Origin of the sequence: Marinobacter sp. ANT_B65 (assembly GCF_002407605.1) — a bacterium.
Classification (GTDB): domain Bacteria; phylum Pseudomonadota; class Gammaproteobacteria; order Pseudomonadales; family Oleiphilaceae; genus Marinobacter.
Genome location: NZ_NXGV01000006.1, coordinates 94,227 through 107,127, shown reverse-complemented (window position 1 = coordinate 107,127; position 12,901 = coordinate 94,227). Strand labels below are relative to the sequence as shown.

The following is a 12,901-nucleotide window of genomic DNA, read 5'->3' as shown; positions in this document are numbered from 1 at the left end:
TCCGCTACCCGGGCTCAGGCCTGTTTATCTCTGAGGTTTGTTAACCCCGCCCCGGGCAGACTCGGGAGAGCCGCTCAGCGTCCATAAACCCGCGTATTTGTTAAAGGTCACTTGTGCATAGGTGACTGCGGTGAGATACCCTACCGCACCGTCAAGGAATCCGAACCGGATAAAATAGACTTGTACAAAGGTCATTAAACCTCGGAGGGTGGGATAAAGCATAGTGCGCGTTTTTTTGCCCTTCCGGTGCTTTTCCAGCGATCCCAGCCAGGCATATTTGGCGCTCTTCTCCAGCGAGTGACCAAAGTCTCTATGGGTATAGTGGGTCAGTCGGCCTCGCAGGGTTTTGGTTTTTCGGCCCGCCGGGATCAGTATGCGCTCGTGAACCAGTGCATCAGAAAACCGCACGCCCTCACGCCGAAACAGCCTCAGAGGTGCCCGGCCACTGCGGCCGAAATCCAGCCGGGCGCCATAGATGGTGACGGCCCAGGGGAGTTTGTAGGCATCGGCATCCGGGTCGGCAAGCTTGTGATTGATCTCTCGGGCCAGTTCCGGTGTTATGCGCTCATCGGCGTCCAGTGACAGCACCCAATCGCCAGTAGCTTTTTCCAGGGCTCTCTGTTTCTGGATTCCAAAGCCTGGCCAGTCGGTGATTTCAACGATGTCTGCATACTGTTTTGCAATCTCAGCTGTTCTGTCGGTGCTTCCGCTATCAAGTACGATAATCTCGTCAGCAACCAGCCTGGCCGACTTCAGGCAATCGGCAATATTGTCTTCCTCGTTTTTCGTGATAATTGTTGCCGATACTTTTTTAGTCCGTTGCCGCACATAAGATGTACTCAGTTCGTTGAACATGGCTGCGGCAATACCCGCAACAGACAGCAGGTAGAAAGTCAGGAGCAGGGGGTGGTCAAATGTCCCCCCTGCTAATCCGAACATGAGGTAGCCAACGCTGACCATCGAGCCTGCTGCTGCAAGATGTGCCGTAGCTGTATGAGTACTGGACAGGTGTCGCGCAAAAATTGCCAGAGGTATAAAAATCAGGAAAGTCCGGCTGAGAATGCCAGGAATGCTGCTGGCGGCGGCAATGCTGAGCAGGTCGTTGTGGTCATTCGTTGCGATAGCGGCCGCCAGCAACACTGGAATTGTGACCATACTGATGACATGAAGATTTCTGTTGAGAAGCGGAACCAGAAGAATTAGAAGCAAGGGCAGGGCAATCAGACTGCTTCGGGTTTGCGATAGCATGGCAATCGCAACGCCGGCCGCCCCGGCAATGATAAGGAGAAAGGCAAGAGGGGTGCGTTTGCTACGGAAGAAAAACAGTCCGCCGGTCAGAGCGAGCAAGCTGCTCAGCAGCGCAATGTGTTCAAAAATCACCGGATTCAGGCCGCTGCTGAACGGGCTGTTCAAAAGTTCGTCTGGCGGGCCCTGGTTTGCGATCAGCGTGGCTGCCATTATGCCAATAACGGATGCTGCCGCCAGTCCCGCCGCAGTAAATAGTGTGCTCGCACCCAGTCGGGCGTAACTCAGTGCAACAACCAACGGCCAGAACAGGATAAAACGGCCGTGGGTCGCAAGAGTTTTTCCACCCTCGTAGCCGAAGCCCTCGATTGCCCAGGAGCAAAAGCTCACGAGCACAAAAAACCAGAACGCGAAGTGCAGTAAACGTAGCTCTTTTGGCTTGTCCCATCCGGCTTGATACAGGCATTTCCGGTAGCTGATTACGAGGCCTGCTATAGCAAGCAGTGCGGTTGCGGCTGTCAGAATGCCGGAAGACAGAAGTGCGCCCGCGATACCGAGCACAAAAAGCAGGGGAATAGGTTTTTTGATGTGACTGATCATGTTGGACTGTCCGACAGGCAAAGCATCAGCATATCCGGTCCGGTTTGTAAGGGTTGACTTCGCCGGCTGGCCGGTGCCGCATGCGTTTATATTCCCATTGGTACTGCCCGGGAATGTTCCGGATACATTGTTCGATCGTGCGGTTCAGCGCTGTAGTTGCTGTCACGGCGTCCTTGCTGTCAAGGTCCGGCTCGGTCTGACGCACGACTACCCGGAAGCCTTCGGCATTCTCAAGCCTTTCGGCGTAGGTAACCAGTGCCTTGGCACCGGTTCGCTGCATGAGCTTTGATACCAGGGTCATGGTTTTGACTTCCATGCCAAAAAACGGGGCAAAAGCGTTGCCTTTGCCGCGAGGGGACTGGTCGGGAAGGATGCCTGCAACACCGCCCTCCCGAAGAATTGAAGTCAGCCTTCCGAGTCCGCGCCTGTCGCCACGAACGAGCTCTGACCCCAGCCTCCCCCGGACACGGATCATATAGTCTTCAAACTCCGGCATGTTTGGAGGGCTATACAGTGCAGCCATTTTGTAGCGGGATGAGAAAAACAGACCTGCCAGTTCCCAGTTCCCGAGATGGGGGGCTAGCAGGATCAGCCCACTGCCATCAGACATTGCTTCGTCAATGAGCTCCAGCCCTTCTGTTTCCCTGATCAGATCAAGGCATTTTTCAACCGGCCACTCCCACATCAACGGAACCTCAAGCATTGTCATCCCTGTATTCTTCAGAGACTCTTTTGTCATTGCTGCATGGTCGGGTTGTGACAGTTCCGGAAAGCAAATCGAGAGGTTAATGTCAGTAACCTCTCGAGGCTGGGTTGGGAATTTCCACATAAGCAGGCCTACAAACTTGCCGATTCTCTGGGCGTTTGCGAGAGACAGGCAGCCCGCGATACGGAGAAGACCTGCGACAATAAGGTATTTCAGCTTGCTCATTTTCTGCCGTACCGGTCTTCATATCTGACAATGTCATCCTCGCCGAGATAGGAGCCGGATTGCACTTCAATCAGTTCCAGATCAATAACCCCGGGGTTTTCGAGAGAGTGCACCTGGCCTATGGGAATATAAGTAGATTGATTTTCTGTCACCAGATAGGTTTTTTCACCATTGGTCACTCGAGCCGTGCCGCTGACAACAATCCAGTGTTCGGCCCGATGATGGTGCATCTGAACGGACAGCTTTGCGCCGGGCTTTACTGTGATGCGCTTTACCTGATAGCGGGCACCACTGTCTATCGAGTCGTAGATGCCCCAGGGGCGATAAACTTCCCGGTGATTCATGTGCTCGTGACGGCCATCGCTGCGAATTTGTTCTACCACAGCTTTTACGTCCTGCACCTTGTCTTTATGAGCAACAAGCACCGCATCTTTGGTCTCGATTATCACGAGATCATCAACTCCGATTGTCGCTACAAGGCGACTGTCTGCGCGAACGAGGGTGTTACTGGTTTGGTGAGCTATCACGTCGCCGCTCAGGCTGTTTCCATCGGAGTCTTTTTCGCTGACATCCCAAAGTGCCGACCAGGATCCAATGTCACTCCACCCTGCGTCCAGGGATACTACGGCAGCGTGATCAGTTTTCTCCATGACCGCGTAGTCCACGGACTCCGACGGGCATTTGGCGAATAGTTCCAGGTTCACCCGGATAAAATGAAGGTCCGCACAGGTATCGGTCATTGCTTCGCGACAGACAGACAGAATGTCGGGGCGATGCCGCTCAAGTTCAGCCAGATACTGCCGTGCGCTAAACAGGAACATTCCGCTGTTCCAGAGATATTCACCGGATGCGAGATAGGTTTTTGCGGTCTCAATGTCAGGCTTTTCCACAAAACCGTCAACGGAATAACAATCTGCAGCAAGTTCGCCGCCGCGATGTATATAACCGTATCCGGTTTCCGGTTGCTGAGGAACAATTCCGAAAGTAACAAGCTTGCCCTCGTTGGCCAGAGGTACCGCTTTTTCTACGCCTTTCTGGAAGGCTTCCACATCTTTGATCAGGTGATCAGCTGCAAGCACCAGCATAAGCGGGTCATCGCCTTCGGCGTTCTCGCATAACTGAAGCGCAGCCAGCGCGATGGCGGGTGCAGTGTTGCGGCCGCAGGGTTCAAGGATTATCCGGCTATCCTCGTAGCCTGATTGCCGCATTTGCTCCGCAGCCAGAAAACGATGCTCTTCATTGCAGATCAGGAGTGGCTTCTGAACCTCCATTCCGTCAAGTCTGGCCACAGTAGACTGCAGCATCGAGAGCGGGCCATCTGTCAGTTTAAGAAACTGCTTCGGGTTCAGTTGTCGTGAAAGTGGCCAAAGTCGCGAACCGGTGCCGCCAGCCATAATGACGGGGTGAATCATGAGCTTACTCCGGGCATGAGTGTGTGGAAGCTTTTGTGAATAGTTGGCTGAATTGCGAAATCTTACCATATGGAACGATTATCAACAGCGAGCCTGCGCTGTGTTGTTGTGTCCCTGGACAAGTTACAACCGTTGTGATGCCTCCCAGGTCTCTTTTCTATCACTCAGTTCCCATGTAATACGCTTGTAAAAGCGCCTGACCCGACGCGAAATATACCGCTTTCGCCAGGCAGGAATGATTGAAAGCCTGCTCTGGATATTGGGCGCGCCCAGTCCATCGACCAGGAATAACTCGGGTTGACCGCCCCGCTGAGCGATAACCAGATTGTGCGGTAGCAGATTACGGGTAAGTATGCCTGTCGCCTCAAGCCATTCACAAAAGCGTGCTGCAGCTGCTTTTACAGGTTCGTCGAAGCCGCGTTGCTGCAGGTAGCTCTCAAGTGTCTGAGCCGGATTTCCCTGGTCATCGAGAAGAACTTCGCTTTCGTTTGCGGCGCCCAGAGAGGTCCGGGTTTCGCCGTAGAATCGTGGGAGATGAAGCCAGATGATGCTTTCATGGCCCTGCTTTATCGACGACACTATCGCACTCTGCTTATACGCAAGCTGTTCCTGTTTGTTGTCGTTCAGCCGGGATTTCCCCAGGACTTTCTTAAGGGGTTGCTGCCTTTGATACCGGGCCTCTACGTTTTCCGGGCGAATTACCTTGAGGCACCGGCCGGGAATTTCCGGATGCCAATAGCAGTGGCGGTTGTATCCTGATGCAAAGGGTTTCTGGTCTGAAAGGTCGATCACGGCGGAGCTTTTTCTCCAGGTGTTTTATCACGGTTGCCGGAGTGGCACTGTTTAATGTTAATCCATTCCGATCACGTCAGGAGTTTAATGCAATGAGTGTGTTGAAGGCCGGCAAAGGTTGTGTGGCATTCGGAGATTGTAACACAGAGGGTTTCCGGACCCTTGACGGCCCTGTATGGGCTCAGCTTGTGGCTGGCGCCATGGACATGGGGCTGGACAATTGCGGGCATACCATGAGTACCACCCGTGAGTTACTTGAGTACGCTAATGAGTTCCCACCTTCGGCATACGCCTTTGTTTTCATACAGTACGGGTTGGTTGATTCGTGGCTGACTTTTCGTGGTGCGCCTTATGTTCTTTACTACCCGGACAACCCGCGCCGGAAACTGGCAAGGAAGCTGGTCAAGAAGCTAAAAAAGTGGGCGCGCCATCTTCAACTCCAGAAGAAACTCGGGGCTGTCGAAGTGGTGCCCTTGGATGAATACATCAGCAACATTAGGGCGGTGCTCAGGTCGGCGCCTGGCAGTCAGTTCGTGCTTGTGGCTACGGCGCCGAACCGCGATATCGCCCGGAATCCGGGAATTCTGCAATATAACGAAGCTCTTTCCGCACTTGCCTGTGAGGAGCAGAATGCTATCTATGCTGATGCCTGGGACGAACTCTGGAGTAATGTTGAGGTCTGCCTGATGGATGACGGCACACATCTGACAACCCGGGGCCATCGCATTATTGCTGACAGGGTGCTGAATTTGCTCAGGATCGGGGTTTCCTGTTGAGAAGTTCGTAATAGAAATCTTCTGTCTGGCTTGCCATTGCGTCCAGTGTCAGCTCTTGTGAGGCGTATTCAAAGCACGCTGCCTGGCTCTTTTTAAGTTCTCCCAGATCCTGAAGTTGCCCTGAAAGAAGTGTTTGCAGCGAGCAAAGATCTGTTGCCTTTGCAAGACTACCGGCGGGAAGAAGGTCAGCCGCACCATTTACCGGCGTCGACAATACCGGGCACCGGGCCATCAGCGCTTCTACCAGTGTATAGGGAAAGCCCTCCCGCTGAGAGCTGATAAGGCACACGGCCGCCCGGGCAAGCCAGGGGGCCGGATTGCGTTCATAGCCGGGGAGCTTAATAAGGTGCTCAGCGCCAAGCCTGTGGATCTGTGCCTTTAATTTGCCGGCTTCCGAGCCATCGCCCAGAATATAAAGCGGTATCGGCGGCTTGATGCTTGCCCATGCAGAGATAAGGTTTTCAAACTGTTTGACGGGCTCAAGACGCCCTATGGACACCGCAAATATGGGCTCTTCAGGAACTGGAAAGGTCGTTTCAGTATTGCTTTTCTGTGGTTTGATTCCATTGTGAATGAGCTTTGCGTTGAGATGCTGGAGTGCATGGCAGATTCCTTCACTCACGGCAATCACGCCATCGAGTTTGCGGAAAGATTTATGGCTGGATTTGGTTCCGTGGACAGTGCCAACCGTAATGCTATGACATTTCCTTATGCCGGAGAGCAGTGCTGCAGCCTTGTTACCCTGGGCGTGAAGCACGTCTGGCGATAGCTTGCTAAGCCTTTGCCGCAAACGTAATGCAAGCCAGGGGTTTCGCCGCCCCAGCTGGACCGGTAAAGCATGAAAATCAACGGTGGCAGGAAAGCGCTGTTGGTAGTCCGGATGCGCCAGGACATGTACCTCATGCCCGCGGCGGGTCAGTTCCTCTGACAGGTCCGCTGTATGCTGCTCCATTCCGCCCCAGCCCTGGCCGGGGGTAGCTATGATCAGGGCAATGGTGAGTCTGCGCGGCGCGGTCATTGAGTTGTCATCATGGGGCAGGGGCTTTGCCGAGCACTTTTCGGTAAACCTCCAGCGTTGACTCTGTTTGCGCCTGAAGACGGAACCGGAAAGGGATCTCGATATTTGGTGTTTCTGCGCTCAGTAGCCTGAGGGTAACCTTGGCGAACTCCTGAGTGTCGTCGGGCGTTACCAGCCCGTCTCGAAAGCATGCCTGCAATGTTTCTGCTGCGCCGCCACGGTTAAATGCGACGACGGGTGTGCCTGATGATAGTGCTTCGGTAACTGTGCGGCCAAAGGGTTCTGGCTTTGTCGACATGTGGCAGACGAGGTCAGAGAACAGGTAGAGTTCTGCCATGTCATCCCGTTGCCCGAGGAAAGTGACCTTGTCGGTAAGCCCGAGTCTGGCCCTGTGTTGCTCAAGCTCTCCCATGAAATGCTCTTTTCCTGGCTCCACACCACCGACAATGATGCCGTGACAGTCGGGCTTTTCGCGGGTAATTTCCGCCATTGCCTCAAGAAACTGGAGTTGGCCTTTCCATCTGGAAATACGGCCAGGCATCATCAGAATGCGCCTGTTCTCAAGTTGCGGGAACTGTGTAATCAGAGTGCGTCGCCACTCAGTACTCAATGCCCGGTGCTGAAAGTAGTCGACATCTACGCCACGTTGTATCACGGTCAGGTTCTGTTCCGGAACCTGAAAATTCCGGAGCACGTAGCCGCGCACGCAGTTTGAAACCGCAATCACGTGATCTGACTGCGCCATGATGGCGCTGTACGGGTTAACGGAATACATGCCGTGAAAGGTTGAAACAATCGCCGGGCGCTGGTGCGCGGGCAACGCCTTCCATGCCAGACGCACAATCCATGCAGGCATGCGGGAGCGCACGTGAATAATGTCTGGCTGCAGGTCCCGGATCAGCTTCCGCATAGGCAGGATCTGGCCGAACGATGCGGGCGATTTGCGATGAATGGGCATCTGGATATGAGTTGAACCCTGCTCCTGAAGGCGTTTCGCCAGCGGACCTCCGCTGGACACAACAAACGACTCATGGCCGCGTCGTACCAGATCAGATGCAAATTCCACGGTTCCTCTTTCCACACCGCCACTGTATAGCGCCGGCAGTGCCTGAAGGATTCTCAAGTAGTCTTCCTCTTTTGTTCTTTTCGTTTTTTACCGGCATCCGGTGAGAGCCAGCGCTGGATTACCCATTGTGCCGCCCGGTCGGCTTCCCAGAGAGGCTTCTCCTGCCCGGTTTTCCCGCCCATTACCGTAGCATGATCGCTCCAGCGCGCCACATAGCCGGCTTCGACCAGTCGTTGGACGCCGCTTGCAACCCGGCTGTCCGGGTGTTCGGATAGCTGGAACAGTCCGGTTGGGACGCCGGATGTTGCGGCTTCGCACACCATAGACATGCTGTCCGGGGTTACCCAGATGGCTCTGGATGCAGCAACTTGATGGCTGAGCCAGTCCTCGTGGGTACTGTCGGGGTCTGCCACGGTGATCCGGGGCCCTACAAGTTCATCCAGCCTTGCCCTGAGCAATTCCGGTGTGCGCCTGGAGCCACTGATCGTCCAGCGCCATTGGGTGTATTTGCCAATAAGATGAGTGATTTGTCCGAAAACGACGTCGTCGTCCCAGTCAAAATGCGGGGACGGTCCCCCCAGTAATAACAAGGCTTCCGGTTTGTCAGTAATTCTGGCAAGGGGTGTAACCGTGTTAATGACACCTTCTGTGACAAGCGTATCCTTGTTCTGGGCGACCCCGTCATGGGCTGGAATAATGGCGCCATCGACCCACGTACGCGGGAATCCTGGTTTCATGATGATCAAGGTTTTTGTGTTCCTGAGACGCCTCAGGGCGAGCAAGAGCCTGTGAGTTCCTGTGCCGGCAGCGATGATCAGATCCGGGTGGGGCAGTGCCTTGTCCAGTGGTGGTGGTATAGCCAATAGCGCGCGCCACAAGGGAACACCAACGTCGTCAGCATTGATCCAGAACAGGCTGGCACCAGCTTTGACCCGCAAGCGGTTGCCCAGGCCTCTCAACTGATTCCGGTGTCCCGGTTTGTTGTCTGTGAGCAGCCAGATTATGGGTGCCGCTGACTCTCTATTTGTCGCCATAGAAGCCCGGGTCGTCCTTGTCCGGTCGCGTTTTAAAGCGCCGGTGCATCCAGAGGTACTGGTCCGGGGCGCGTCGTATCTCTCTCTCAAGAATTCCGTTGATCATAGTTGCGTCCCGCAGGTCGTCACCACTGGGGAATGGTTCCAGCGGCGGGTGAAAATAAATGTCGTAACCGGGCCTGTCTTTTCGCCGGAAATGGCTGAAAGGTACAACTTTACAGTGGCTCCGTGCCGCAATTCGTGACGTAGCAGTGATTGTTCCGGCCGGAATACCAAAGAATGGCGCAAATACTATATCCTTGCGGCCATAGTCCTGATCGGTCGCATACCATACTGTGCGATTATTTCGCAGGCTCCGGAACAAGCCGCGAAGATCCCTGGCACCCAGAACTGTTCCATACCGACGCCCCCGTGCCCGGGTCATGACGGCATTCATTAGCGGGTTGTTGTGATCCCGCTGCATTACATCCGCTTCAATATACTCGGTAATCAGGCTGCCGCCGAGATCCAGTGTGCTGTAGTGGCCGCCCAGCAGCAGCACTCCATTGCCTTCGGCGAGGGCATTGTCAAGGTGCTCCCTGCCATGAACTTCCGTTATACCAGTGAACTCTGCAGGGTTTCGGAACCATGCAATTCCAAGCTCGACCAGTCCAATGCCATTTGCGATAAACGTATTGCGAACCAACTCGTCCTGTTGCGCCCGGGTGAGTTCCGGAAAGCACAGCCGAATGTTCACCTCGGCGATATGGCGGCGCCTTGGGGCAAGTCTCCAGGCCAGCATGCCGGCCCATTTTCCGAGCCACCACTGAAACCGGATCGGGAGATGAGCCACGCACCACATAACCGCAATTCCGGCCCAGGTCAGCCACCAGCGAGGGTGGCGATATGCCGAATAATTGGTATTGCGTGGCTGCCGGCGGTATTTCTTCTTCACTGGAAACAGGTCCTGAGAGGTTAGTAAGTGACTGGCCTGGCTATGGTGCCCGGCAGGGTCAGTCAGAAGCAAATCAACAGGGTTTAAGATATGATAGCGCACTGGTTTGCCGGGAGTCCTGCGTGCTTCAATTTATCTATTCACAGCTTATACGGGTGCTGCTTCCATTTATTCTTTTGCGTTTGTGGTGGCAGGGCCGTCAGGCCCCGGAACTGCGCCGAAACTGGCAGCAACGCCTGGGGTTCCTTCCCCGGATCAGTGGCACTGTGGTTTGGGTGCATGCGGTATCAGTTGGTGAGACCATTGCGGCTGCGCCTATGGTGAGGCGTCTGCTTGCCCGCAGTCCCGGGATAACCATTCTGATGACCGCTATGACAGATACAGGTCTTACTCAGGCCAAGAAAATGTTTGGTGATCAGGTGCAGTATGCATACGCGCCCTATGATACCCCGGGCTCGATACGTCGCTTTCTGAACCGTACCAACCCTAGAATTCTGGTTATCATGGAAACGGAAATATGGCCGAATATGATACGCCAGAGCCGTTCCCGTCGCGTCCCTGTTTTTCTTGTCAATGCAAGGCTTTCGGAACGCTCCGCCCGGGGTTATGAACGGATCAAAAGTCTGGTCGCGCCGATCATGCGCAGTATCAGTTGGGTGGCCGCTCAGGCAGAGAAAGACGCAGAGCGGTTTCGCAGAATTGGCGTTGCGGCATCCAAGGTCGCAGTCACAGGAAGCGTCAAGTTTGATGTGGATATTCCTGACGCGGTTCGGGAGGCTTCGCAAAAGCTCAAAGGAACTTTTGCCTCACGCCCGGTCTGGATTGCCGGCAGCACCCATGAAGGTGAAGATGTACAGCTGCTGGCTGCCCACCGGCAGCTTTTGGTCAGTCATCCGGATGCACTGTTGATACTGGTGCCCCGCCACCCGGAACGCTTTGAATCAGTTACGGAAAAGGTGAGCAGGCAAAGACTTTCTCTGGCTCGGAGATCTCTTGGTGAAGATCCCTCCAGTGCAGATGTCTATCTTGGGGATACCATGGGCGAGCTGATGATGCTTTATGGTGCCAGTGATGTGGCATTTGTGGGTGGTTCGCTGATTGAGCGTGGCGGTCACAATCCGCTGGAGCCCGCAGGCTGGGGAATTCCGGTAATCTCTGGGCCTCAGGTGTTCAACTTTGAAACCATATATCAGCGGCTTCTCGACGATCGTGGCGTGACAATGGTCGAAGATGCCGATGAACTTTATCATCGTCTGTTGACGCTGTTTAATGATGCAGGTGAACGTAAAGCCAGTGGCCAGCGTGCACTCTCTGTGGTCAACAAAAACAGGGGGGCGCTGGACAGGGTGGTTGACGGGATTATCGAGAGGGTCTGAGGAAATCAGGGCATTGGTCGTAGCAAAGATGATTTTGGGTGAGGAGTTTTTCTCCTCACCCGGTTTTCTCGCCCTTTCCTGCGTAACTCAGCGGGCGGGGTCTTCCAGAGTCTCCTGGTCACTGGCCAGAGCTTCTATGCCAGGGGCTGTGGCGCTTAACCAGTTGTTCAGTTCAATCAGATCTCCCGGGCTCAGGGTGCCCGCAGCCTGCTTCAGTTGGAGGGTGTTGTTCACATAGTCATAGCGGACGTTGGCGTAATCTCTCAGCGCTACGTAGTAGGCCCGCTCCGCATCCAGTACCTCGACTATATTCCGGGTGCCGACATCATAGCCAGCACGGGTGGCATCCAGAGCACTACGGCGGGAAATAATGGTGCGCTCCAGAGCCGAGGCTGTCTCAATGTTGTTGTTAATAGTCAGATACAGGCTGCGGGTGTTAACACGAACGTCACGACGAACTGTATTCAGAGTCTGCTCTGCGACGGTCACCTGTGACCGCTGCTGGCGAACACCCGCCTGGATACCGCCACCGGCATACAATGGGACGTTGAGTGTCAGGCCAACTGTGCCTTGAGTGCCGTCGAACTGACTGCTGGTGCCGTTGGCAATGTTGGTGTCGCCATAGGAGGCACTGAGGTCCAGAGTCGGATAATGTCCGGCTTTGGCTTCTTTCAGGACGGATTCGCTGGCGTCAAGCAGGTGCAGGGCAGACTGGATTGACCAGTTCTGTTCCAGTGCTGTGGCTTCCCAGGCGGCAGGGTTCATGGGTTCCGGACGGCTTAGAGGGAAATTCTGGCGCAGATTTTCCAGTTCCTCCGCATACTCTCCTGTCAGCCTTGCCAGTTGCTCCCGTGCGATGTTCAACTGGTTCTCCGCTGCAATACGCTGGCTTTTACTGTCGTCGTAACTGGCTCGAGCCTCGTACACTTCAGTGATGGCGATCAGGCCAACGTCAAAGCGTTCCTGAGCCTGTTCGTACTGGCGCTGGATAGCAGATTCGGTAGCACCCGCTGTGGTGACTGTATCCTGAGCACGGAGCACGTCGAAATAAGCGGTTGCTACATCCAGGATAAGTTGCTGTTGGGCAAGGTTATATTCGGCCCGGGCAGATTCTGTCTGGAACTGGCTGGTATCATGGCGGAACCAGATGTCTGCACGGAACAGAGGTTGGGATAGCTGGATGCCGTACGACAGTTCACGGTAACTGTAATCTGCAGTGGAACCATCAAGATCAACCAGGTTGCCTTCACCGTATACCCCGATCTGTGGTAGCAGGTAGCTCTGGCTGACATCGCTGGCAGCCTGCTGTGCTTCATAGCTCGCGCGGGCGGCAGCAATGCCGGAGTCATAAGAGAGTGCTTTCTCGTAGGTTTCTACCAGGTCCAGGGAAAGGGCTGGCTGTGCCGCCAAGAGGCCAACCAGTCCGGAAAGCAGTCGTTTCTTCATCGTTACTCCTGATTACATGTGCGCATCTGCACCCAATCGGGGCGCTGAAAAGGAATGCCGGATCGCTCCTGGTGACATGGAGGCGATACCATTGGTGACATGAGTAAGCCGAGCCGGCCGAAACAGACCTGACATTATGGACAATAATCGCCCTCAGCTCTACAGCTGCGACCAGCATTTATATAGTTTGCTATGCAAGCCAAGCTTGCGCTTGCAATAAATGACTTCAAGCAGCTATCGTTCGAAATCCAGTTGCACGTCAGGATATATG

Annotated in this window: 11 protein-coding genes; 2 read left to right on the top strand and 9 right to left on the bottom strand. The window is 54.6% G+C overall.

Annotated elements, in window-relative coordinates; genetic code table 11:
• Positions 1 to 24 precede the first annotated feature (24 nt).
• The 4 genes from CPA50_RS18870 to CPA50_RS18855 all read right to left on the bottom strand — a co-directional run bounded on the left by CPA50_RS18870 (position 25) and on the right by CPA50_RS18855 (position 4,980).
• The gene (locus CPA50_RS18870; RefSeq protein ID WP_096784101.1) at positions 25 to 1,845 is read right to left on the bottom strand and encodes a glycosyltransferase family 2 protein; all 1,821 of its coding nucleotides are present in this window, start codon (positions 1,843 to 1,845) and stop codon (positions 25 to 27) included.
• Positions 1,846 to 1,870: 25 nt separating this feature from the next.
• The gene (locus CPA50_RS18865; protein WP_096784100.1) at positions 1,871 to 2,776 is read right to left on the bottom strand and encodes a lysophospholipid acyltransferase family protein; all 906 of its coding nucleotides are present in this window, start codon (positions 2,774 to 2,776) and stop codon (positions 1,871 to 1,873) included.
• A complete protein-coding gene (locus CPA50_RS18860) occupies positions 2,773 to 4,188 on the bottom strand; it encodes a mannose-1-phosphate guanylyltransferase/mannose-6-phosphate isomerase (RefSeq protein WP_096784099.1) in 1,416 nt (471 codons plus the stop codon). Before CPA50_RS18860 ends, CPA50_RS18865 begins: the two co-directional genes overlap by 4 nt.
• Before the next feature lie 123 nt (positions 4,189 to 4,311).
• Positions 4,312 to 4,980, bottom strand: coding sequence for a YrbL family protein (locus CPA50_RS18855; RefSeq protein WP_096784098.1), 669 nt, complete (start codon positions 4,978 to 4,980; stop codon positions 4,312 to 4,314).
• 92 nt (positions 4,981 to 5,072) lie between these two features.
• Between CPA50_RS18855 and CPA50_RS18850 the strand changes: the two genes are divergently transcribed.
• Positions 5,073 to 5,756, top strand: a complete 684-nt coding sequence (locus CPA50_RS18850) for an SGNH/GDSL hydrolase family protein (RefSeq protein WP_096784097.1) — start codon at positions 5,073 to 5,075, stop codon at positions 5,754 to 5,756.
• On the opposite strand, the gene CPA50_RS18845 is transcribed toward CPA50_RS18850, so the two are convergent.
• Genes CPA50_RS18845 through lpxL form a run of 4 tightly spaced genes read right to left on the bottom strand, consistent with a single transcriptional unit; the run spans position 5,734 to position 9,808 of the window.
• Positions 5,734 to 6,774: a glycosyltransferase gene (locus CPA50_RS18845; RefSeq protein ID WP_096784096.1), complete on the bottom strand. Its 1,041-nt coding sequence runs from the start codon at positions 6,772 to 6,774 to the stop codon at positions 5,734 to 5,736. The two genes, CPA50_RS18850 and CPA50_RS18845, sit on opposite strands and share 23 nt — an antisense overlap.
• A gap of 10 nt (positions 6,775 to 6,784) precedes the next feature.
• Positions 6,785 to 7,897, bottom strand: coding sequence for a glycosyltransferase family 4 protein (locus tag CPA50_RS18840; protein ID WP_096784095.1), 1,113 nt, complete (start codon positions 7,895 to 7,897; stop codon positions 6,785 to 6,787).
• Positions 7,894 to 8,874, bottom strand: a complete 981-nt coding sequence (locus CPA50_RS18835) for a mitochondrial fission ELM1 family protein (protein WP_096784094.1) — start codon at positions 8,872 to 8,874, stop codon at positions 7,894 to 7,896. Before CPA50_RS18835 ends, CPA50_RS18840 begins: the two co-directional genes overlap by 4 nt.
• Positions 8,861 to 9,808: an LpxL/LpxP family Kdo(2)-lipid IV(A) lauroyl/palmitoleoyl acyltransferase gene (gene lpxL, locus CPA50_RS18830; protein ID WP_096784159.1), complete on the bottom strand. Its 948-nt coding sequence runs from the start codon at positions 9,806 to 9,808 to the stop codon at positions 8,861 to 8,863. The genes CPA50_RS18835 and lpxL overlap by 14 nt, the downstream gene beginning before the upstream one ends.
• Before the next feature lie 122 nt (positions 9,809 to 9,930).
• Here lpxL and waaA point away from each other — a divergent pair, with 122 nt between their 5' ends.
• Complete coding sequence (gene waaA / locus CPA50_RS18825) at positions 9,931 to 11,184, top strand: lipid IV(A) 3-deoxy-D-manno-octulosonic acid transferase (RefSeq protein ID WP_096784093.1); 1,254 nt, start codon at positions 9,931 to 9,933, stop codon at positions 11,182 to 11,184.
• An 87-nt stretch (positions 11,185 to 11,271) separates the two neighbouring features.
• Here the strand turns inward: waaA and CPA50_RS18820 are convergent, their stop codons facing one another.
• Positions 11,272 to 12,630 carry a TolC family outer membrane protein gene (locus CPA50_RS18820; protein ID WP_096784092.1) on the bottom strand — a complete coding sequence of 453 codons (1,359 nt, stop codon included), beginning with the start codon at positions 12,628 to 12,630 and terminating at the stop codon, positions 11,272 to 11,274.
• Positions 12,631 to 12,901: the final 271 nt, after the last annotated feature.

Coding starts and splice junctions, on each gene's coding strand:
- CPA50_RS18865 (WP_096784100.1), bottom strand. CDS start 2,776: ATGAGCAAGCTGAAATACCTTATTGTCGCAGGTCTTCTCCGTATCGCG.
- CPA50_RS18820 (WP_096784092.1), bottom strand. CDS start 12,630: ATGAAGAAACGACTGCTTTCCGGACTGGTTGGCCTCTTGGCGGCACAG.
- CPA50_RS18860 (WP_096784099.1), bottom strand. CDS start 4,188: ATGATTCACCCCGTCATTATGGCTGGCGGCACCGGTTCGCGACTTTGG.
- CPA50_RS18835 (WP_096784094.1), bottom strand. CDS start 8,874: ATGGCGACAAATAGAGAGTCAGCGGCACCCATAATCTGGCTGCTCACA.
- CPA50_RS18870 (WP_096784101.1), bottom strand. CDS start 1,845: ATGATCAGTCACATCAAAAAACCTATTCCCCTGCTTTTTGTGCTCGGT.
- CPA50_RS18850 (WP_096784097.1), top strand. CDS start 5,073: ATGAGTGTGTTGAAGGCCGGCAAAGGTTGTGTGGCATTCGGAGATTGT.
- CPA50_RS18845 (WP_096784096.1), bottom strand. CDS start 6,774: ATGACCGCGCCGCGCAGACTCACCATTGCCCTGATCATAGCTACCCCC.